Raw genomic sequence first — 23,350 nt, 5'->3', positions numbered from 1 at the left:
GTCGACGGAACCCCGATATCGTAGGACCCAAACGTATCAGCAACAACAGCGAATTGCTGCGTTCAGGGATTCAAGTCTCAGTGATTTATGCCGATTTCGCATCTGAGTATCGCGTTACGATTTACAACGTCGACCCGTCCTATCGTGACGCCAAAGATGGATCAAGTAATTATGCCGGGGCCAGTGCTCGATAGCTACGAGCCAAGGCGCTCAGGGAAAAAATAGCATTGAAGCTTCTAAAGCAAAGGGAGGTAGGTTTGGATATGAATGCAAAGCCGCAAGAGACGCGCCCTCCGGAAGGTCAGGATGCTACATCATCGTCTTCGCTTGCTCATTCAGAGTCAGTGGAGACCTCAACCCGACGGGAACTCATTGAACGCTATGGCAAGTATGCGCTTGTAGCGGCCCCATTGCTGGTGTTTGCGTCGAAGGCCCACGCTGTTCACAGCAAGCCTTAGTGTCGAGCAGACCATCATGGCGCGGCCCGCGTCGACGCAGCGACGCCTCCCCTGGACCGCGCAGCGTAATCGTCGAGTTTTCGCCGATCTGGGCAGCTCGCCGCTTCAGACTCCCGGGATACAAATGGCAGCATTCAGAACTCCCGTAACAGCGACTCAGACATGTTCAGCAATCTCGCTTCGGCAATGCGCCGATGATCCTTCACCCGAGACCGCTCTGCTGATAACCTGTCTGCGCGGGTTGCCATACCTTGTTCCGGAAGATGTGGATTGGAAAGTCCTGCTTGATCTCGCCAGAGAAAATGGCGTCCTTCTCCTCGTCCATCAGTCGATGTTTGCGATGGGTGCGGATATGCCAGGCTTTTTCCGGATTGCCGCTCGTGAGTGCCAAGCCTTCGCAGAATGGCTCGCAGAGGAACTGAAAGAATTACTACAAGACTTTCGGGATCTGCGCATAGAGGTCCTTCCGTTGAAGGGGCCTTCGCTGGCATTGACCCTCTATGGAGATGTAGCGCTGCGAGCGTCCAACGACCTGGATCTGCTTGTGCGCCGCGATGATTTTCCTCGTTGCGAAACGTTGCTCTTGGGCAGAGGATTTATCGGATTGGGACCGGCTGGCGAGCATGACCGCAGATTTATCCGAGACGAACTTCTGGTAGAACTGCATTTCGAACTGGCTTCTCCTCGGGACTTTCCCTTCGATATTGATCACATCTGGAGCCGTTCTCGTCCCCATGATTTTCGCGGACAGCCGGTTCGTGCCATGTCCGATGCCGATTTGGTTCTGTATCTCTGTTCCCACGGCCTGAAGCATGGTTTTTCGAGACTTATCTGGATCATGGACGTTGCGCGGGCATTGCGTGGTTGGCAGCCTGACGCCTATGAGGAAATGGTGCAGCAAGCTCGACGAGAGGGTCTGCAGCCATATCTGCTCATCGGTTGCGAGGTTGTGCGCGCAATGTTTCCTCAACTATTGCCGGAAGCGCTGGATATCGCGACCTCCGCATCACCCAAAGCCGTTGCGCTCGCTCGCGCCGCTGCCTGGAGGCTCTTTTCAGAGAACCGACAGGTTGTCATCAACGATTATCGTGGCCTGTATCTGCAGGCGGAGCCCCATGTCCTCAGACGATGGCGATATAGATTCAGATACTTGATGCCGACATATTCGGACTATCAATGGGCGCGTCGCCATCGGGTTCAATCCGGGCTCATGGTTGTCGTCAGGCCCTTTCGCCTGCTCCATAAGTATGGCTTCCGGAAGGCATTGCGAATTGCCTTTCCCAGGAGTTAACACTGTGAATTGCGCTTGCAATTGTGCCTGCACGGCGTGCTTGCTCGCCGTGTCACAAACGATCAAGCCGTGCCTTTTCTGGCGCCCGGGTTTGGGGTGCACACTGTGAAGGAATCTCCGACTACTGCGAGCGGCTTGCATCGTGTTGCCTGTGGTAACCCGCAACAGTGGCTCTACTTACTTGGCGACGACGGCGTAGTTTATTCGGAGGTGAATAACCGCTTTGCCGGTCTTGATGCCGCCGGAGTCTCCGCGTTTCGCGCCTTTGACGCAGGCGCCGCGTTGGAAGATTTGGATGGACCTCGGGTTGTGGGCGGCGACGCCTCCACGTCCTACGAAGGGCTGAAGGCCGTTTATGATCTCTCTCGGGGCATTTTTCCCGCCGAGAATGCACCGGCGCAGTGGCCACCCTTTCAGTCTTCCAAATGGAGCGATACGGCAATCGCCAACATCGAAATTGATGGCATTCCTGTATCGCTTCAATATCCGCCAGGACCACTTGCCAGCTTGTGCCAGGACTACTTCCGGAACTGCGTCATCACGGAAAGGCCGCCACGTTGCTGCCTATCCGCCCAACAAGCGGAGGACGGTTGGGCGATCTATGTAAACGGCGTTGAATTCTTGCCTTCGCTTCAAGAGCGCCAGCTCGGATTGGGCCTCTTGCATGCTGCGCGAAGTTTGCTCTATGCCCAAGGCGATTACGACGTAGCTTTTCACGCAGCGATGGTAGCCCATGACAATTTCGGGATCATGCTTTCCGCGCCGCGCGAATGCGGCAAGAGCACCCTAGCCGTTCATCTGGTGACACAAGGATTTGATCTTCTAGCCGATGAGCCAGCCCTCTTGAATTTCGATACGTGGTCCATCAGGTCTCTTCATCTGCCTGTCAGTCTGAAGCAGGAAAGCTGGCCCACTCTGCAACAGCATTGGCCGGCCCTGTCCGGCTCACCCGTTCACATTCGTTCTGACGGGACAAAGATCCGCCTGGCGCATCCACCGGAAGAGCGCTATTCATCCCGGGCGCGCCCCATAACTCACATCGTGTTTCCGCACTACGGCGCGGCTTCTGGGGCGCAAGTAGAATCCATCTCGCCCTTTCGCACCCTTTGTTTTCTCAACAACGGAGGAATGCTATTCGCGAGGCATATTGCGCGAGACGGCTTCGAGAACTTCCTGAAGTTCGTTTGTTTCACACCTGCCTATCGAATTCACTATAGCTCGCTGCAAGAAGCGGATAGGATGCTTCGAGAGATTGGCTGTTTTGCGGCTTAATAGGGATTGAGGCACTAACCTCATTGCTCATCGTGTCCCCGTCAATTGCACGATGTCAGCGTAAATTGCAGCGTTTATTTGGCGTCCGCGACGGGATTTGAACCCGTGTTATCGCCGTGAAAGCGGGCACAACTGAGGTAACTCTTTGAACCTAAACGGGACAGGCTGCCCCCCTCAACACCTATAAAGACCTCTCGGCTCGCGGTATTGCAAGGGCTATTGGACCGCACACGTTGTACCGAAAGCTGGCTTCGATATGACCGGCGCTCCTTTGTTTAGGTCTCAGCCAGTACGCGGATAGCCGCGTACTGCCACGCAGCCTCTTGGCGACGAGTACTACTTACTTATCTCGTGAATCTCAGCAATATATCTGCCCGGGAATTCGACAATGGCAGCAGTCCGCGCACTCGAGGAATATGGCTGAACAAGAATGTTTACACCCAACGACTGAGCTTTCGCAAGCGTATCGGAAAGGCTCGGAACCTCGTAGCCAGTCAGTTGACGTCCATAAGGATAAGGGAAGTGGCCATCCGTAACCAAGACGGTGAGCTTGCCGAATAGAGATTCGACGCGGACGCGGCGGAATGTGGCATCCGGTCGGCCAATCTCAATTCCGGGCGCATGAGGATCATCCGAAACGATCTTGCCATGAGAGAAGGCAACGAAGCTTCGAAGGAAGTCGTTAACGCGAATAGGCGAAACATAGATACGGTTCTCGGGAATTGTCTGAAATGCCGTGTATGAGGGTTTAGTTGTGTGCCAGTAAAGCTGCATATTGATTCCGCCTGGCCACTGAATGACTGCATCGCGTCCAATCGGATCAGGAAACGGCGCCACGAGGACATCCGCCCCCGCAGACTTTGCAGAAACGATGGCGCCATCGAGATCGGTGACGAGATAGCCAGTCCTTTCCGCGCCGAAGGGATACGGAACGGGAGTCTTGAATCCAAACAGCGAAACAGTGCCTACCGAAGTCTGCAGAAGCTGGGAGCTTGTACTGCTCGGAGTCGGCGTGACGGTGACCACCTCTTGCTTTGTGCTGGTGCCTCCAAACATACCAAGAAGGCCTTCACGAAGGCGTCAACATTTTCTGGAGCAACATAGACGTGCATTGTATCGTACTGCGGGCCGACGGCGACGACGGGCGTCGCTTTCGCAGAGGGCGTTTCCGTCAGACCGGATGAAACGCAGAAGATCAAAATCACCGCCGCGCCAAGGCGAAATGTAGACTGCAGTGTTCTTATGGGGGGCCTCCTCACGATTCTGTGGTTCGTGTTTCCAGGCGCCTGTTCCACGACGCTTAACGAGCGAAATCAGTTGTGACCAAGGCTAATTATGTCACTTCGAAATGTCAGTGGTGCATACCAGGGACCAGTGCGGTAAGATTCAGTCCAAGCACTCTGCGGTGTGCCTCCACCGCGCGCATCCAGCAGTCTAATGGGGTCATATGCAACTTCGACCGTCGGTCCCAGTTTTTTTGCAACGATCGCTGCTGCTCCATTGCACTGAACAATTGCCAGTCGCAGAATGCCAGTTCCGAACCTTCGATCGAGTTCACTTATATTCCACCGGCGCCGCAAGGCGGACGGGTAAGAAACGCTCTATCAAAACAGCAGATCGTTGTTTATGCGTACTGCGAACCGTGGTAGATGCAACCCAGGCCGTCTTACCTCGGATCGTGACGGAGTCTTCAGAGCGCAAAGCAGCGAAGCGCGCCGGACGTGCTGACTGGAACTGAGATCAGGACGTTGGTTGGAGCCTGCCTCTGCGTGAAAGGACCTCGGTTCTCTTAGCCGCATCAACCGGTTTGAGGCATGGCGAGCTCTTCGGACTGAATGGCCGGACGCGGATATGCACCCCGTGGGCATTGCGGTACTTGAGCAGCGAAAGCCGGGCGAGTACTGCCGAGGCTGGAATGCGGTAGATGCCTGGAAGCATCCCGCGATCACTCATGACACCGACATCGTAGAGCGGCGTCTCAATTGCCGTGAGTATAGTGCGAACTGCGGATTCGGTCTTGTCCATCGAGGTAACGATGCAGCTCTATTTCTCCGTGGGAGCGGGCATCCGCTGCAATCTGGTCTATCGATCTCAGACGCCTCCTTTATAAGATTGAGACCAATTCTTTCTGGTCCGGGCGAATTAATAATGGCTCTTTCAGCACCGAGATACACTTTCGGTGGGAGCCTCAGGTCGTCCGAAAGTATGACAAAAATGATCGTTTCCTTCAAAAACTCCTTGACAGTCGTTTGCTGACCCACATATATTCGCGAGTCATGGAAACGTTACCATAAAATTATGGTGTCGATTCCACTTTTAGATAACCAGACGAGACATGATTAACATCTGGATCTCTGCGGCGAGAGCGCCTAGCTAGAGAGTCAGAATAATTTTGAGGAGGATCAGTGAGACCAATACCCCCGCTCCAGGAGCGCATAAGGACACGTCTGTCGATTCGAGTTGCCCTGATCGCATTCGCTACTATTTGTCTTCTGCTGTTCGCACCCAGAACTGCTTCTGCCCAGGCTAACGCCGGTATTACGGGCACTGTAACCGACACGAGCGGAGCCGTCGTGGCCAACGCGACGGTCACGATAACCAATGAGGCTACGTCCGTAGCAAGCCATACGGTTACCAGCAGCGCGGGAACCTATACCGTTCTTGGTTTGAATCCCGGCCAATATACAGTCGAAGTTGAAGCCAAGGGCTTCAAGAAGGCAGTGCAGAAGGGTGTCAACGTAGAAGTCAGCACCACGGGCACAATCGACATTACCGTCGCTGCCGGAGCTGTTGACGAAACAATGGAAGTGACTGCCGAGCAGATCGCGCTGAACACGACTCAGCCACAGCTTGGAAGCACGATTGAGCCGGTTGTCGTCGAAGCGCTGCCGGTTGAAGTCGCCGGTCGCGGCCGACAGATCGACAGTTTGCAGTTTATGGCGCCGGGCACAACCGGTAGCACGTTCTCGCACCGCGTGAGCGGCGGCGTCGACTTTGAACAGGAGATTCTCTATAACGGCATTCCTGCTCCGCAACCCGAAACCGAGGGATACACGACGAACTTCAATCCTCCTTTCGAAATGGTGCAGGAGTTTCGCGTTGAGCGCTCCACCTTTTCTGCCCAGTTTGGATTGGGCCAGGGCGCACTGACCTATCAGATGGCATCCGGCACCAACCGGTATCACGGCGATCTCTTTGAAATCAACCGCAATAGCTTCTTTGATTCGGTTGGCTTCTTTAATGGCCCGGCATGGGGAGGTTCGAGTACGCCACCCACCGATCACGAAAATAACTACGGCTTCACCATCGGAGGGCCGGTCCGTATCCCGCACATTTACAACGGCCGCGACAAGACTTTCTTTCACTACAGCCAGGAGTGGTACAAGCAGAACAACGAAAATACGGCTGTTTCAACTGTGCCGACCGCGCTCGAAAAGACCGGAGACTTCAGCGACTACGTGAATGGTAGCACTGGAGCGCTGATTCCCATCTATGATCCACTTACCGGCCAGCAGTTTGAATACAACGGAAAACTCAACGTCATTCCTCCGGGGCGAATCAGCGCAAATTCGGCTCTGCTCATCCCATATATTCCGAATCCCGATCGTCCGGGAAGCGGCATCGGCGGATTGGATAGCAACAAGAGTTTTGCGCCATTCGTGAATCCACACATTCAGCACGTTTGGGGCTTTACGATCGACCAAAACCTGTCTCAGACTCAGAGCATTCACTACAGCCAATGGCGTAACAGTTTCAGCAACTATACCTTCGACTACAATCCATTGGTTGTTGCGCCGAACCCGCTCAACAGCATGAAGTATGAGCCTGCCCTCGGAAGCGGATTTCTCTTGACCTACAACAAGGTGTGGTCACCGAACCTGGCGATGACCGCTGGAATTGGTTGGATTGGCGAGATCAATGACCAGTTCAACCAGACGAAATTCAACTTTCCGGCTGTAGCGGATGGCTCGATTCCAGCCAACATCACGTTCGACGGCAATCACGCTCCCACCACATGGGGCACCCAGGGCTCGTGGGGTGGTTCCACCAATCGAAAAGTGGGCATCGCCATCGTGAATAACTGGCTGTGGACCAAGGGACGTCATACGTTCAATATTGGTGGTGAGTTCCGTCGCACTTATCAGGATGACAACGAACAACAGACCCAGGGAGGACGCTTCCAATTCAGCCAGCGATCTACCTCGGTGCCTAATCCGAGCGATCCCAACTTCGGTAACTACGGAAGCGCGTTCGCCAGCTTCCTGCTTGGCCTTCCTGACTCGGCAAACAGAAGCAACTCCCAGGAGTTGCGACTGCGCAACGTGGATCTCTCGCCATACGTTCAGGACGACATCAAGCTCACGCCAAGGTTGACCCTGAACCTCGGACTTCGTTGGGACATGCAGGTACCGTTCACCGAAAACAACAACCTGATCGTCTTCTTCAATCCCAATGGAACAGACCCCGCTGCGAATAACATCCCCGGAGCCGCAAGTAAATTTGGCAGCGGTTGCGACGGTTGTGCAGGCTTCAATCGCGCCAATATCCATTGGGGACATCTGGGTCCACGTTTCGGCTTTGCCTACAAGCTGAATGATAAAACCGTTCTTCAGGCAGGCTTTTCGATCGCCTTCCTCGACGGTGGCGCTTACGAGTATGGAACGAGCAAGATTGCTGTCAACGATAGCAATCTCCTTGTAGGCTCCTTCCAACGCAACAGCACGGGCACCAACACCTCTGCTTACGGCGGTACCTGGGACGCAATCCCAATGCCAAATCCTGGGGCCACCCCATTCAGCACCGGGTTGGGCGGCGGACAACAGATTGAAGCATTCAGTGTCAATGACGGATACGCTCCGTACAGTCAACAGTGGAACGTCAATGTCCAGCGTGAGCTGCCGTATAACATGTTCGTGACGGCGGCCTGGGTTGGCAATCGCGTAATCCATCTGCCTAGCCAGTTGAATAGCCCGGACCAGCTCGATCCTAAGTATCTGGCTCTCGGTTCTCAACTGGGATTGACATTCAACAACGGTGCAGCGCAGGCGGCGGGCTTCCAAATGCCGTATGACAACTTCGTCAACGATTTTGGCGGGTCGGCTACGGTAGCCCAGTCGCTCGTACCCTATCCACAGTATTCCAAGATCTTCAACAATCTCGAAGGCTCCGGTACCACCTATTACCAGAGTGCCCAAATTGAAGTTGAGAAACGATTCACGAATGGCCTATCGTTCCTCGCCGGCTACACGCTTTCCCACCAGATGGACAACACGAGCAGCGGCTTCTCTAGCTTTGCTAACGGTGGCATCAATAAGTACAACCAGAAGCCGGAATGGGCAGTCTCAAGCGCTGATGAGCCACAGACTCTGAAGGTGAGCGGAACCTATGAACTGCCGATCGGTCCCAAGAAGAAAATCTTCAACAACCATGGGGTCACCGGTCAGGTGCTCGGCGGATGGCAAGTGAGCTGGTTCCTGGACTATGAGGCTGGAACAGCATTTGGAGCCAGCGAGAACGGCGTCCCCTTCCCAAATGGCTTTGATCGTCCCAACCGGGTCCCCGGAGTCAGTCTCGGAACAGCATCCTATAGCCGAGTACGCGATTACTTCACCGGCAAAACTCCAACGGCCCAGATGTTCAACCCCGCAGCATTTGCGACGACAGCATCCCAGTATGTTCTCGGCAACGCACAAAGGAATTACGGAGGGCTCAGAAACGCACCCCTGTACGTCGAAAACGCGAATGCAATAAAGCGCTTCTACATGGGAGAGCGATTTGAGGCTAACCTCAAGGTGGATTACTTCAACGTACTCAATCGAACCCAATTCAATGGTCCCGATGGCAACGCAAGCGACGGCACGTTTGGTCAGGTCATCAATCAAGGAACTCCAGGTAATTTTCCTGCGAACCGTCAAGGACAGGTTAGTTTGACGGTTAAATTCTAAAAAAGCGGTGCGAAGGCCAGATAGTCTTCGCACTGCACAACCTATCTAGTCTGCAGCCGGGCTCTTCAACGTTCAGCCCGGCTTCTTCTTTCTTCAACGGCAGTTCCTTACCATTGTTGTGCAATGTATTGGGACGGTAGCATTCATGCGATTCCACTATAATTTCTTTACATGAAAATGGACCGCATTACCTTTATACGCACATGTGCGACTTATCGGCTGGCAGCGTGCTTCTTCGTTGCCCCATTCGTCCGAGTCTATGCGCAGCAAGCTGATGACGAGGTAACGCCAGAGGTCCAGCAACTCTATGCGCAGGCCAAAGCAGCACAGCAGCGGAATGATCCCGCGACCGCCATCGCTAAGTATCGCGCTATGATCAAGCTCGCGCCGCATCTTGCTCCCGCCTACAACAACCTCGGTATGCTCTATTTCGATCAGCATGATTACACGCATGCATCCGAGGCGCGGGAGCACGGGCTTAAACTCAATCCAAACATGTCCACCGCATCTGCCATGTTGGGCATGAGTTACTACGAACTTGGTATAAACGAAAAAGACAGAGCCGTTGATCCGGGCTGCCGTGTAAGCCAACCCAAATGACGATAAAGCCGTGATGGTGCTGGCGCATGTCTTCATCAAACTGAAGAAATACGAAGAGGCCACCCGGATTCTCCGCCAATTCCTCGACCGCAATGCTAAAGATCAGGAAGCGTGGTATCTATGATGAAGCGGTGTCAAGCTTCCAGCACGTGTTCATTCGCTATCCCAGGCACGTTGAAGCAGAAAGCAATCTCGGATTATGCTGGCGCGAGTTGAATCGACTGGATGAGGCGAAAGCGGCGTTTCAAAGCGCGATCGATTGGCAGAGCAGTGCTCCCTCCGATTCACAACCTTACCTGAATCTTGGCGCCATACTGGTCGATCAGGACAATTTTGAGGCCACCGTACCACTTCTCTCCAAAGCCGTTGGGTTGTCTCCATGCAATCCCAAGATTCATGAGGAATTGGGCATCGCATACGAGGGTCAGAATAGTCTGCCCGAGGCACAAGTGGAACTGGAACGAGTTGTCCCTATGGCGCCCAAGATATCCGGGCTTCACTTCAAGCTGGCGAACCTATACCGTAAAGAAGGACTGCGTGACCTCGCTAAACAGGAGTTTCAGATCTGTGCCAGACTAAACAGCACGCATTCTTCTACCGAAACTCCCGACCCATTTATCCCAAGCCCTGCGGGGCCTCATTAATTGTTTTAAATACGAATCAATGCATATCAATTTGTCTTCGAGGGGACTCATTCGAATCTAAGCGTGACAATGGAATCGTTAATGATCCAGCGTCCGCAGTCGTGAGGATACTTACACCGGTTGTTCGTTGATTCATGCCATTGACGGGGTACAGCCGCAGGAACTGCGCGGAATGAAGTGCGTCTGCAGCTTGAGTTGCAGGGCATGCTTAGACCGGGTAGACGATCCGGTCTCGCGCTCACCGGCCAATTGTTCGAAGAGAATCTCCGCGGCGCGGCGTCCGATCTCCTCGACCGGTTGCTGAATTACGCTGATCGATGGACGAACTGTTGAGGCAAGCTCAAAATCGTCGAAGCCCAACAATGCGATGGATTGCGGCACGGATACATTCAGTCGTTGCAGCACCTCAAAGGCATAGATTGTGGTGCTGTTCTTCGTCGCAAAAATTGCTTCCGGCGGGTTCGGCCCATCAAGCAGGCTCTTGATCGCATATTCGGCAGACTTGTAGTCCTTGACCGAGGCGCCGAAGATGCAGGGTAAGTGCGCGGATTCGATCGCCTTGCGATAGCCGCGGATTCGTTCGCGGATCGTGTACAAGGTGTTTTCTCCGGTAAGACATGCGATCCGCTTGTAACCGTGATCGATCAGATGCTGCGTGGCAGTTATCGCACCATTGAAGTTGTCGCATACCACAGAGACGATAGAAGAATCGGCGATGGGGCGGTCGATGGTTACAACCGGCAACGCTGCGCGATTGAGCAGGTCGCGTAGCGCCCGGCTTTGCCTGTTCGAGGGCACAATGAGCAGCCCATCCACTCGGTGGCGAATCAAGACATTCAGGTTTTCTATCTCTGTGTGCGGATCGTTCCCTGTTACGGTCACGATAAGGAGCGAGTCGTGCGTGCGAGCAACGGCTTGAGCAGCCTCCGCACAGCTGGAAAAGAAAGGATCCGCAATGCTGGGGATGACAAGACCAATCGCTTTGGTGCGCTGCCCCTTCAGCGTGCGTGCCGCTTGATTGGGCATGTAGCCGAGCGTCTCAATCACATGGAGAACATGGGCCAGGGTTTTGGGACTCACGCGGTCTCCGCCATTGATGACGCGGGAAACAGTGGTCGTCCCTACGCCCGCTTTCCGGGCCACCTGGCTGAGAGTTGGATGCGCATTCTTCTTTTTCATTTGGTTTTCAAGATAGTTGAGGCGAATTTCGATATCACGAGTCTATGCCTCCTGGCCGGGAAAGTTAAGTGTGCTGTGAGCGAAGCTGCTTTGCCGAAAGGTTCAGGCCCCGTCACGGGCTCGCACCTTTGACCTTTTGGCGCTGATGCGGCCATTTCCATTCACTAGACGTACAGATACCTCGTATCGCTTGACACTGTGCAGCCAGCGGCCTACTATGGTGCCGTGGAAACGATACCATTATATTTCAGCTTCCACGTTCGGCCGCTCCCCGATATAAGGCATCCACTCCGACCTTTGAGGTCCAGCCCACTGGAGGTTCCATGTCGCGTTTCCCGAAGAGTTTATTGCTTGCTGCCTTGATGGCGTTCGCGTTTCGCGCCCCGGCGCAGACCATGGAGGCTCCGGATATCACGAAGCAACCGACGCTTTATGTGGTTCCCTACGCTCACCTCGATACGCAGTGGCGTTGGGAATACCCGCAGGTAATCAGCGAATACCTGCTGAAAACAATGCGAGTAAACTTCGATTACATCGATAAATATCCGCACTATGTCTTTAATTGGACGGGCTCCAATCGATACCGGCTCATGAAGGAGTATTATCCCGCCGACTATGCAAGATTGAAGCAGTACGTCGCCAAGGGTAACTGGTATCCAGCCGGTTCTTCCGTCGAAGAGGGCGATGTAAATCTCCCCAGCGCGGAGTCGATCATTCGCCAGGTACTGTACGGCAACACCTACTTCCGCAATGAGTTTGGCAAGGCCAGCGCCGAATATATGCTGCCGGATTGTTTCGGGTTTCCGGCGTCACTGCCGACCATTCTGGCGCATGCTGGCGTAAAAGGGTTCTCGACGCAGAAGCTGAACGCGGTGTGGCAGCCCGCTCCTCTGATTGGCGGTCCCGATTCTCCGGAGAAGACGCCTGAAGGCATTCCTTTCAATGTCGGGCTATGGCAAGGTCCCGACGGAGAGACAGTGATCGCGGCGCTCAATCCCGGCGGCTACGGAAGCCGGATTTACACCGACCTGAGTAAGAGTCCGCCGCCGGAAGTACCTCCAGCACCGGGCTCGAATCCGCGCCGGAGGCAGCCATCTGAGCCGGACTGGCCAAAGCGCATCAATCTGGACGGAAGCGTGACTGGCGTTTATGCCGATTACCACTACGTCGGCACTGGCGATATCGGTGGCGCTACCAATGAAGAGTCCGTAAAGCTGCTCGAAGCCACGGTGACGCATGGCGAGGCCGTTCTGCCCTCATCTGAAGGTAACGCTGCCGACGCGCCGGCGCAGGGCACACCTGTCCGAATGGGCGATGGACCCGTGCACGTGATCTCCGCAGCCGCTGATCAAATGTTCCTCGACATCAAACCGGAGATGCAGTCGAAGTTGCCCAGCTACAAGGGCGATCTGGAATTGATCAATCACTCGGCTGGCTCGCTTACCTCGGAGGCCTATCACAAGCGCTGGAATCGCCGGAATGAAATCCTGGCTGACGCCGCCGAGAAAGCCTCGATTGCAGCCTCGTGGATGGGCGGCCGTCCTTACCCGCAGCAACGCCTGAACGATGCGTGGATGCTGGTGATGGGTGGACAGTTTCACGACTCGGGAGCAGGAACGGCGACCCCGCGCGCCTATGAGTTTCAGCAGAACGACGATGTGATTGCGCTTAATCAGTTCTCGGATGTGCTCACCAGCGCCACGCAGTCCGTGGCGTCCGCACTGGACACGCAGGTGAGCGGAACGCCCGTTGTGGTGTACAACCCCCTGAACATTGCGCGTGAAGACGTGGTCGAGGCTGCGTTGCCATCTACCGGCGAATCGCCGAAGGCAGTGCGAGTCTTTGGTCCCGACGGACATGAGGTACCCGCGCAGGTCGAAGACGGCAAAGTTCTGTTCCTCGCCAAAGTGCCGTCTGTCGGATACGCTGTTTACGATATTCGCCGCGTACAGTCGCCCGCGCCCTCGGCGGAACTAAAGGTGAGCCAGTCTACGCTGGAAAACGGGCGTTATCGCATCTCGCTCAGCCCGGGCGGTGACGTAACCAGCATCATCGACAAGTCGCTGAACAAGGATTTACTCGCAGGACCGATGCGACTGGCTATCTCTAACGATGCGCCGAAACAGTGGCCTGCCTGGAACATGGATTTTGACCAGGAGCAGGCAGCGCCGCGCGCCTACGTCGGCGGAGCCGCAAAGATTCGCGTAGTGGAAAGCGGCCCCGTACGAATAGCGGTGGAAGTCACTCGCGAGAGCGAAGGCTCGAAGTTCGTGCAGACCGTTCGACTGTCGGCCGGCGACCCAGGCAATCGCGTTGAATTCAGCGATTCAATCGACTGGAGGACGCTGTCCGCAAATCTCAAGGCGGTGTTTCCGCTGTCAGCCGCCAACAAGATGGCCACCTATAACTGGGAGATTGGCACGATTCAGCGGCCCGCGGCTACAGAACGGCAGTTCGAGGTAGCCTCGCATCACTGGATTGACCAGACCGACGAGAGCGGCTCTTACGGCGCGACCATCCTTACCGACGTCAAGAACGGCTCGGACAAGCGCGACGACAGCACCATCCGCCTGACGCTGCTCCGCACGCCAGGGGCTGCTTCGCAAATGAAAGGCGGCTATACCGATCAACTGAACCAGGACTGGGGCCACCACGAGATTCTCTTTGGGATCGCAGGGCACGCCGGAGACTGGCGCCAGGGCCGCACAGATTGGCAAGCCTATCGTCTCAGCACTCCGCTGATCGCCTTTGAAACGGAGAAACACGCCGGTAAGCTAGGACGTGATTTCTCGCTTTTGACCGTCGACAACCCGGACATCCGCATTCTCGCCCTCAAAAAGGCTGAACTGAGCGATGAAGTGATTGTGCGGCTCGTGGAACTGGACGGAAAGCCAGCCCCGCAGGTTCGTGTGAAGTTCGCCGGGCCTATCGCCTCAATGCGCGAAGTCAACGGACAGGAATTGCCGATTGATCAGCCAATTGGCTCGGCTTCTGTCGTAGACGGCGCACTTGAGACCTCTTTCAAGCCGTATCAGCCGCGTACCTTTGCCCTTCGGCTGGGCGAGTCTCCCGCGCATCTGAACTCAGTCACCTCGAAGCCGGTTGCGCTCAAGTACGACCTAGCCGCCGCGAGCGAAGACGACACGAAATCGATCGGCGGATTCGACAAGCAAGGCGACGCGCTTCCCGCAGAGATGCTGCCTACCCAACTCAGTGTCAATGGCGTGGATTTTCAACTGGCGCATGCCGGAACAGGCAAGCCCGATGCGCTGGTGACAAAGGGGCAGGCCATTCCTCTACCCGCAGGCGACTTCAATAAGGTGTATGTACTCGCAGCTTCTGCGCAAGGCGATCAGCAGGCCCAATTCCGCGTTGGGGATCGTCCTGTAAGTCTGACGGTAGAAGACTGGGGAGGGTTTATCGGCCAATGGGATACGCGCCAATGGAAGCCCAGGCCGGATTCGATCACGCAAGGCGGTGGGCCAAACAGCCAGGTTCCGGCGCACCAGGTTCCGCTCAGGAAGGATTGGGCTGTGTCGGCAAATCACGCGACATGGGATCTTCACAATCAGGGCTCGCCAGCCTGGTCCCCGCGCTATCCAGAGGATTATCTCGGTCTGCGTCCTGGCTACGTTAAGCCGGCAACTCTGGCATGGTATGCCTCACACCATCACACTCCGGAAGGTCTGAACCAGCCGTATGCTTACAGCTATCTCTTCGTTTACCCAATGGATTTGCCCGCTCATGCCAGGACGCTGACGTTGCCGGCAAATGACAGCATCCGGATCTTGGCAATCTCCGTTGCGAAGGAAGAGCCCAAAGTAGCCCCAGCCGAGCCGCTGTACGATACGTTGGGCAGGACGACAGAAAGCAATGCCAATGAAGATGCCGCGACGCGCTGAATGACAGGCATCGCAGCTGAGTTGGCTACGATGGCCTTCGGACTCGCATGTTGGCCTGCGAACGTCCTGCCGTTCTAACCACTTGGACCGTCGGAGCAATAGTCGTTAAGCGGACCCAACCGAGGTCATGGTGCCATAAGCAATGAAAGGTGATATGTGTACGCCAATCATGAGTTCAGCCGAGCTCTTGAGGACTACGACGTCACAGCTTCGAAAAGCCGCAAGGGGAACTTCTGGGACAATGCACCCAGCGAAACCCTGTTCGCTTCTCTGAATGTGGGCGGCTTCACGGTCAACGCTTCGAAACCATCCGGCAGGCCAAGGATGAAACCATCGCATGGCTGCTCTGGTACAACCAATATGGAGAGGTGAAACACCATGCCATTGTTCGAAAAGTGTCTCAAAGCGAGCCGGATCGACGTGAACAAGCCCGTAGCTGTCCACCTTGTGGCGGTACGCAAGGTGTTTCCATCCATGTTTCCCGGTCAGGGCACGCAAACGGAGGTCTACCTTCAGGAGGCAGTGAAGGCTGGAGCGCGTGTCCTTCGGAAATACTCAATCGGCACGGCCCAGGAAGAGACCGCATGGAGCTTGCTTGGCAACACTGAGGGCCGGCCTCCCGGAGCTCAAATGCGGGACGCGTTTTGCAAAACGATTGATGAAGTTCTGACAAGTGCGCTTGATGCGCTTGAGCCTGCGGTCAAGCCGTCTGCGACGCCTTCGAGTTGGTCCAGCATAAGAAAGAGCTTTCCCGTTGCCAGTTTGGAAAGGCGCCTTGAACCGGCCGATAAGACCAAAATCTGTGCGATCTATGACAGAGGTAAGGGTTACAAAGGTCATGGTCCGACCCGGAGCCTGGGTGCCGGTGTTCTTCACGCTCATGTAGGAAACGGAACCGGCGTGGCATTCAAGTGGGAAGGGGACTCGCTGGCGGTGTACGCGGTGGGTGAAAAGTCGGACAAGGCTCCCGAAGGAAGTTCCGGCTACAACTGGACTGCGAGTTAGATAAGTCAGCTGTCGTTTACGTCAAAGGATACATGAACCATTTCCCTGACCTGGGCGCGATCCTGAATGCAGGTGAATTCCAGTTTCTTGCTGGCTCCGAAGTGACCCGCGGATCAGAATACTTCCTCCTGCCGAATGGCCTTGCGCTTGCTCAGAACGAACAAGGACTTCCTGATTTTCTTCTCGAATCCGTAAGGGGATCGAGCGGCAACCACGGCTCGCTGATGTTTCGTGTCGAGGCTCGTTACCCGCAATTGGACTCAGCTCATCGCGCCCTGGGGGGTCTTCGACCGGATGCGACGCTCATGCCTGCTCCACTCACCGGAGGCTTTCTGCGGCTAGTGCCGGTGACGACCATACAGGGTCTCGAACCGGCTGACGTCCAGGCCCTTATGCAGCCTGTGCGCTTCGCCTTCGAAGGCCGGAGAATAGGAGACTTCCGGCTAACCCTTCCGGTCTCTGCAGCCGCATTCGTTCTGAACCTTCTGCAGGCTGGTGCTCTTACGATTGTGGCGTACGCAGAAGTGGAGATAGCAGGTTGGGTTCCACGCGTTCCGGGCGTTGTGCGGTTGAACCCACGTTCCTTCGCGGCAAGCCTTGCCGGGCTGTCGGCGCGAACAGGTGGCGATGAAATCCCCTGGGGTGCCTTGGTGAAGGCCATGCGCAACACGGTGGAGGGCAAGTCTGGCTCCTTACCGCTCGAATTCCACGAGGGCCGTCCTGTTCTTGACGCGCAGGATTCCTGGGCAATGTGTCTCGCCTACCAGGCGCGCATGCGTTATCTCGAAGTTACCCCGGCCCCTGACCCCTCCACGGCTGCTGGCGAAACATTCGTACGACTTCCAGCCGGCCAAATCGCGGGCGAGGGACAGGATCTCTGGGATCTGCGCGAACCTCTGCTAGCGGCACTTCCGATGGCACTTCCCCTCGACCCGATCTCGACAGTCCGCCAGGCATGCATCACGAAAGACATCTCATACTTCTGCCCGAACGTGACCGTGCCTCCGCTGAGTCCGGGAAACGCGCTCGTTGTCGCTCGCTGTAACTTCCAGGTGGAACCGACCGTCTCACGCATGGAGTTGACGTTCGTTCTCAACTCCTGTCCTCCCTTCCGCCCGCGCGAGGTCGTTAGGACATTGGAACTCGTGCCGCCGGGGACGCCTGAGGCTGCCCGTCAGCAGCAGGAAGGGAAGAATCAGATCCAGCTTCCCTTCAGCTCGAAGGAAGACCGCCGCTACCGCTATCGCTGCCGCCTCGTCCTCAACGACGGATCGGTGCTCGAAGACGGGCGCCTCTCACCGTTTATCGGGGTGGAAAAGGGGCGCGAACGCGTCCACCTGAATGTCTCCGCGGCCCTATTGCCGGTAAGGCTTCTGTTGATCTCGGCGGATCGAGACCTCTTGCTTCACGCTTCACTCTCGGGCCGGTGCGAATCGCGGCAAGACGGCGAAGTGCGAGCGAGGGAGTTCGAATTGCCGCCCTCTGGGCCGGCGTCGCGTGTTCTCATGATTCCCCGCGCCGAGGATCTCCGCTGGATCATCCAGGCGAAGGAGACCGATGGCTCCGGCAGTATCTCCGCCGTATTTCCCGCCGAAGAGTCTCTTGTTCTTGGACTCTATTCCTTTCAGGAATACGGTAGCCACGAGGCTGAGATCGAGTGCACTTTCACGGGCGGGGCCGAGGCAGCTACAGTCGTGCTTGCGCCCGAAGATGGCCTCGATGATTCCAGCCTCCATCAGTCTTTTTCGTTCGATGCAGCAAACACAAAGGCCTCGTTCCGATGGTTTGCGCAGTCACTCTTTCATTCGGGTTATTGCCATCGGACGGAGAGTATCGTGGTCCGTGGAAAACTCAGAGCGCTCGAAGAGCAATGGTCGCCACCACATCGCTGGCACGAAAATCTGACTATAGAGGCAGGGGCTCCTCGATGAAGGAATTGCCTGATTGAGTCGAAACAGGGGCCTTTATTTCTTTACCTGGCAGCCTGAAACCCAATATCACCTCTATTTCCCGGCACGGCCTTCGGTAATTCAAACTTCGTGGGTCGACCCGTTGCGGACTCTACTGGTCACCTGCAACTGAGTCGCTCCGCTAGAGGCAGATTGAAAAAGCTATTATGGATGCTGCGCGAACCATGCGCGATCAGTTTCGGAAAAGTTCCGTAACAGCCCCCGCAACAGTTTGTCGCAGTTCCGTAATGGGTCCGTCTTCCGTCTGTCTCACTCCGCCGAGATCAATTTGAAATGTACAGGCGAATCAGATGTTACGCTGAAGTGATTCGAAGAGCTTAATGTAACTCAACCATTCAGATTGAAAAGGATACTTAGGCATGCTGACTCTGGACCGCCCACGAACAGTCCTCGGTTATACCGTTTACCGGGACGATCAAAGTCAGGAATTATTTTATGTCGTTCCGAATCAGCCGAATTTCCGGTTGGATGACGAAGGTCTTCCGGTATTTTCCTACGTTGAATATCGGCAGCCTTCGCAGACGGTGAAGGGCGAGCCCAAAGACAAACTGGCGGGCGCACTGTGTCTGTTCGACGTTGAGTTTACCGTCACCGATGCGGAGATCAAGCGGGTATCCGACGAACTGTTAAAGATCACAGGACGAAAGGCATCGGTGAACAGACCGCAATACCTGTGGGGTTCGGCCCAGCTTCTGCTTCCGGGGGGCACTGGCAACCCCGCCATTCGCATCACCAATCTTGGCAAGCCGAGCCTGGTGGGCAGTAATGTCACGTCGTTCAATATGGAGATGTCTTCGCAGTGGGCCGAGATCTTCAAAGCTGGTGTGGATGGCGGCGGGGGCGCAATCCAAGTGATCTACAACCTCGGAACTCCAGCGCGGTGCGGTCAACTGACCGTGAAGATAGCCTACGACGTGGATCAGATACGTTCGTTTATCGAAGAGATTTCGTCAAATACCCCAGGCTCAGGCAAAGGTTTCGCCCAAAGCGTGAATGAGAAGTTCTCGACGGACCGTGTTGGCAAAATCGACATTGACTTTGGCGCCTACGACCCTAAATCCAGCGGCACGGGGCCAGATGCGGCGGCAACGCAGGCCGCGATTGAAGCGACCCGAAAGAAAGTACGGGATTGGGCGCTCGACACGCTGAGCAAGCAGATGGAGAAAGAACTCCAGGAGCTATCGGGTGTCAGCAAGGAGGAGCGCGACGAGTTCAGCAAGGCCGCTGCCAAGGATGCCGCGGATCATCAGATCACGGTCCGTTCTCCCTACGGCTGGTTTTTTTATTACTACAAAAATCAGCCTCAGGAGCGTAAGAGTCAACTTAAGAACGAGTATGCGAAGTCCTCGCATTTTAGTGTTGAGTTACACGAGAACTATGTCATCGACTTTAATATCGCTCCGCAGGGCACGTTGCCGGCCATCACTTCGTTGAAGGATCGCGGAGGAAAAAAGCTGGACTGGAAGCGATTTTCCACCAGTCTTACTCTGAATCGTGGCTTCTACGAAAAACGCTACTTCCAGATCTCGGTGCAGCATTCCTTTGGGGTTGACTCACCTATTTCTTACATTGAAGTGCGCGCGCACTATGGTTCCTTTAGCGATGACCGGACCTTTGAAGAGAAGAATCTCAGCGCCTGGACCATCGAAGCCAATCAGGAGAAGACAGACGAGAAGCTTGTCTATAGTTACGAGGTCTTCTACAAGAACAGGAGTGCCTCATTCCAGTCTCCCAGGCTCACCACCGCAGACAGCAACGTTATCCTCACCGACGCGAATCTGGGCGTGGCGACACTTGCTCTCAATGCGACCATGCTGGCGATTCGAAAGGGCGATTGCACATCGGCACAGGTCGAGATCACTCACCCCAACGTCAAGCTTCCGAAGCAATACCGCTTTGTCCTAGACACCGGCAAGGGAGGGTCATCGCAGGAGGAATCGAAGGGTGGCAAGAAGCGTTTCGATGACGACGATGCCAGCGACGCCGAGAAGCCAACGCCAGGCTTGCAGCTTCTGCAATCCCTCGCCCTACCGGTTTACATCGGCGAGCCGAAGCCCTTCGTTTGCAACGTGTCCTATAGCTTCCAGGATCACAACGTGTGGAAAGACAGCGTTGAAATTGAAGGTGGCTCGTCCCTGAATCTCGACTATCCATTTTTCCGCAGGGTGAGCATCTTGGTGGAGGCTCTGACGATGCATCGGGCGGTAAAGGAAGTCGAAGTCAAGGTGGAATACAAAGACCCTGCATCAAAGTATCTTCGGCATACCGCCGTCAAGCTCAAGCAGAACGATCAGTCCAAAGAGTTTTCACTGGGTGTGCCGGGCGATGCCGCGGGAGAGTGGTCAGCCAGTGGCAGGGTGATCTATGACACGGGCCAGGTCCGGTCTTTCTCCCGTGTCCTTCCCATCGATGGCCGGCTTACCATTGCCGCTGCGGCGGAGCGTCCCCCTGCGGCCGTGACCGAGACGCAGGAGATCTCAATCGTCGTCGAGGCCGGCGCTGATCTTTGGGATGTGGTTCGTTCGATACGGAATTTTCAGATCAAATATGAAGATCCCGCCGATCCCTCTTATAACTCTGTGATGCCTGTCATCAAAGATATTCCGGCGGATACCGAGCAACTGGTCAGTTGGGATATTGAAGTAGGGCCTGATTCCTTCGAGGGATTTAGCTGGGAGGCCACCTTTGTCTTCAAAGACAAAAAGCGCGCCCCCCAAAAGGTGAAGTCCAAGAGTCCCGGCTGGGTGCTCATCATCGATCCGCCTGAGATCAAGGGCGGAGGGAGTGTTTAAATGCTCTATCTCATGCCGCCGTTTCACATGATTGAGGGCATTACGCTCTTTCCGGACCACGAACCGCATAATCCCGATCTCTTCTACTACCTTCCATCCGGACCGCGCCTTTCGGTGGACCCCGCCACGAAGCAAGCAGTCTTTCACGCCCTGCAGTACACAGGAAGCGAAGCTGGCAGCATGCAGGGCGGTTATCTGTCCTTTCAGACCGATCTCGGTGTCGAGGATGAGGCCAAAGACAAAGTACGTCGAGAGCTCGCAAGACGGCTAAGCATTACGCGAAAGAAGAGTGTAGAGCCTTCCAGCTTGAATCTGGTACCGCTGCCGGTCTCGAGCGGAAGTGTCCAGCTCATGCTGTACGATGCCGGTGAAAAAGGGGCAAAGACCTCGCTGGTCGACTCCACTCGCTATTCGCAGACTCCATCGCTTTATGGCGACAACACCGCGATCTTTTCGGTGAATCTGACCAGGAATGGTATGGAGCTGGTCAATCAGGCAATCAAAGGCGGACGCAATCCGCCGATAGGTGTGATCTACACGCTCAGCTTCGTTGGCCTTCAGCCTGCCTACAGCGTAAAGGTAAAGGCGAACTGGACGAAAGTTTACGAGCGCTTCGCGAGCCAGACAAAGAAGAACTATCTTGTTTATCACGAGGACATCAAGAAAGAAGTCAGCAAACTGACCGATGAAAAGACGTTTGAGATCGACGTCACAAAAATGATTGAGGCCGGTGTCGACGCCAGTATGGACGACAGGGTCACGATGGTAGTCAACCGCCTGACCGATATGGTGACCAATAAGTTTTTCACACCGGTTCTCAGCCCTGAAGCGGACAAGGGAACAAGGGGGTCAATAGACAGTCTCGCCGATTCGATCGGAGGACTTTTCTCCAAGATTGGCAGTCTCGGTTACACATTCAACGAGGAAGACGTCAATGCCACCACGATTTCCGAATTGAATGCTGAAGTCAGGGAACGGGTGGCTGTCAAACGAATGATCTCTCCTTCCGCGTTTCTTGAAGGGCTTCGCGATACCAAGAAGTTCCCGGAACAGCCAGTTGAAACGGTGGTCTTCGGCAAAGACAGATTCTTCCAGTTCCGGACCCTCAAGGTACGTTCTTCCATCGACTTCGCGACCAACGATATTCAGTCCATCGATGTCGATGCCACTTATTTGGATTTCCCCCCTAAGACGTTGTCTCTCACCACTTCGGATGCAGCGCCCGCCGACTGGAGCTGGGCCCGCGATGCTGAAACCGACGCCATCAAGATCGACTATACCGTGCGGTTCAAGGACGATCCGGCCAGGCGTGTCCCGGGCCGTCCGCCAATGATTTCCATGCGTGGAATCGCCTTCGCAGACCAGGTGCTCTATGTGGCGCCGCAACAGGATCTCTTCAATCTGACAGCGGTTGACGTTCGTGCGGAGTACGGCTTTCCTTGGGACCGCTATCCGCGGGTAGAAGTCGACCTTCGTCCGGCCGATTCACGCGGCGAGAGCGCGCCGAAGAGCACGATTACGCTGACCAAAGAGAAATCTTCTGGCACATTTCGCAACTTCAGCCCGATCGAGAAGACGTTCGCCAGCCAATTCCGTGTGCGATATACAGGCGACCCGCTGAAGGGCGGCGATGGCTTCGAGACCCCGTGGAAAGAGTGGGGACGCGACCTTCTGGAGATAGCCGATCCACGCCCGTACGTGCGCACGCTCGCCATCAGCGGAGCAGAGGTGGACTGGGCAAATGTTCGGCAGATCGACCTCGCCCTGCGATATACCAGGACGCACCCCTTAGCTCCGGGATTGAAACAGATAAAGTTGACACCCAAGAAGACCGCCGACGCATTCAGCTATTTCTGCGACAGCAGCGAGAACAAATTGGTCTCATACGGAATGAAGATCACGCCGGCCAAAGGCAAGGAATACTCGGTCAACGGCTCTGTTTGGGAAGATGAACTGTCTCTGACAGGGCCCGGGGTCGATGGCAGTACCCAGGTCCTTGCGGGACGGCGCGCGGTTCGAATCGGCCTGGCAGGTGAGTGGGACAGCCGTTTCGACAAAATTCAGGTGACCGTTCGCCACTCGGATCAGGATGACAAGCTCGACGACGCAGAAGGGAAGTCCGTCTTCTCACGCGCCTCCAGCGACCCGCAGGTCTGGGAGTACTTTTTTCTGAAACCGGACACCTATCGTTACAAGGTCGAATACATCAAAGACCGCGCGGTGGTGAAGACGGTTCCGTTTGTCGAAGGCGACAAGTTCGAATTGCAGATCCCGGCATCGCCCAGGTAGAGA

At 55.4% G+C, this 23,350-nt stretch carries 14 protein-coding genes; 11 read left to right on the top strand and 3 right to left on the bottom strand.

Annotation, left to right across the window (positions count from 1 at the left end):
* The first annotated feature begins 582 nt into the window (after positions 1–582).
* Both OHL23_RS00710 and OHL23_RS00705 read left to right on the top strand, forming a co-directional pair.
* A complete protein-coding gene (locus tag OHL23_RS00710) occupies positions 583–1,749 on the top strand; it encodes a nucleotidyltransferase domain-containing protein (protein ID WP_263349824.1) in 1,167 nt (388 codons plus the stop codon).
* Between the two features lie 9 nt (positions 1,750–1,758).
* Positions 1,759–3,021: a hypothetical protein gene (locus OHL23_RS00705; protein ID WP_263349822.1), complete on the top strand. Its 1,263-nt coding sequence runs from the start codon at positions 1,759–1,761 to the stop codon at positions 3,019–3,021.
* 336 nt (positions 3,022–3,357) lie between these two features.
* On the opposite strand, the gene OHL23_RS00700 is transcribed toward OHL23_RS00705, so the two are convergent.
* Both OHL23_RS00700 and OHL23_RS00695 read right to left on the bottom strand, forming a co-directional pair.
* Positions 3,358–4,077 carry a glyoxalase gene (locus OHL23_RS00700; RefSeq protein WP_263349821.1) on the bottom strand — a complete coding sequence of 240 codons (720 nt, stop codon included), beginning with the start codon at positions 4,075–4,077 and terminating at the stop codon, positions 3,358–3,360.
* 684 nt (positions 4,078–4,761) lie between these two features.
* Positions 4,762–5,046: a hypothetical protein gene (locus tag OHL23_RS00695; protein WP_263349820.1), complete on the bottom strand. Its 285-nt coding sequence runs from the start codon at positions 5,044–5,046 to the stop codon at positions 4,762–4,764.
* A 380-nt stretch (positions 5,047–5,426) separates the two neighbouring features.
* On the opposite strand from OHL23_RS00695, the gene OHL23_RS00690 reads away from it, so the two are divergent.
* The 4 genes from OHL23_RS00690 (at position 5,427) to OHL23_RS00680 (ending at position 10,210) form a co-directional block, all read left to right on the top strand.
* The gene (locus tag OHL23_RS00690; RefSeq protein WP_263349819.1) at positions 5,427–8,966 is read left to right on the top strand and encodes a carboxypeptidase regulatory-like domain-containing protein; all 3,540 of its coding nucleotides are present in this window, start codon (positions 5,427–5,429) and stop codon (positions 8,964–8,966) included.
* Positions 8,967–9,137: 171 nt separating this feature from the next.
* Positions 9,138–9,566: a hypothetical protein gene (locus OHL23_RS00685; RefSeq protein WP_263349818.1), complete on the top strand. Its 429-nt coding sequence runs from the start codon at positions 9,138–9,140 to the stop codon at positions 9,564–9,566.
* A 13-nt stretch (positions 9,567–9,579) separates the two neighbouring features.
* Positions 9,580–9,690, top strand: coding sequence for a hypothetical protein (locus OHL23_RS28655; protein WP_396127315.1), 111 nt, complete (start codon positions 9,580–9,582; stop codon positions 9,688–9,690).
* Positions 9,659–10,210 (top strand): tetratricopeptide repeat protein, encoded by a 552-nt coding sequence (locus tag OHL23_RS00680; RefSeq protein ID WP_263349817.1) that lies wholly within the window; start codon positions 9,659–9,661, stop codon positions 10,208–10,210. The genes OHL23_RS28655 and OHL23_RS00680 overlap by 32 nt, the downstream gene beginning before the upstream one ends.
* 132 nt (positions 10,211–10,342) lie before the next feature.
* On the opposite strand, the gene OHL23_RS00675 is transcribed toward OHL23_RS00680, so the two are convergent.
* Positions 10,343–11,389 carry a LacI family DNA-binding transcriptional regulator gene (locus OHL23_RS00675; protein ID WP_263349815.1) on the bottom strand — a complete coding sequence of 349 codons (1,047 nt, stop codon included), beginning with the start codon at positions 11,387–11,389 and terminating at the stop codon, positions 10,343–10,345.
* A gap of 323 nt (positions 11,390–11,712) precedes the next feature.
* Between OHL23_RS00675 and OHL23_RS00670 the strand changes: the two genes are divergently transcribed.
* From OHL23_RS00670 to OHL23_RS00645, 5 genes are all read left to right on the top strand, one after another.
* The gene (locus OHL23_RS00670; protein ID WP_263349814.1) at positions 11,713–15,291 is read left to right on the top strand and encodes an alpha-mannosidase; all 3,579 of its coding nucleotides are present in this window, start codon (positions 11,713–11,715) and stop codon (positions 15,289–15,291) included.
* Between the two features lie 378 nt (positions 15,292–15,669).
* Positions 15,670–16,296 (top strand): hypothetical protein, encoded by a 627-nt coding sequence (locus tag OHL23_RS00660; RefSeq protein WP_263351765.1) that lies wholly within the window; start codon positions 15,670–15,672, stop codon positions 16,294–16,296.
* 32 nt (positions 16,297–16,328) lie between these two features.
* The gene (locus OHL23_RS00655; protein WP_263349813.1) at positions 16,329–18,227 is read left to right on the top strand and encodes a hypothetical protein; all 1,899 of its coding nucleotides are present in this window, start codon (positions 16,329–16,331) and stop codon (positions 18,225–18,227) included.
* Positions 18,228–18,625: 398 nt separating this feature from the next.
* Positions 18,626–21,058, top strand: a complete 2,433-nt coding sequence (locus OHL23_RS00650; RefSeq protein ID WP_263349812.1) for a hypothetical protein — start codon at positions 18,626–18,628, stop codon at positions 21,056–21,058.
* Complete coding sequence (locus OHL23_RS00645; RefSeq protein WP_263349811.1) at positions 21,059–23,347, top strand: hypothetical protein; 2,289 nt, start codon at positions 21,059–21,061, stop codon at positions 23,345–23,347. It abuts the gene before it with no gap.
* The last annotated feature ends 3 nt before the right edge of the window (positions 23,348–23,350 follow it).

This window comes from Acidicapsa acidisoli (assembly GCF_025685625.1).
In the GTDB taxonomy this organism is placed as follows: domain Bacteria; phylum Acidobacteriota; class Terriglobia; order Terriglobales; family Acidobacteriaceae; genus Acidicapsa; species Acidicapsa acidisoli.
The sequence above is the reverse complement of the archived record's forward strand: the minus strand, read 5'-3'. Positions and strand labels throughout refer to the sequence as shown.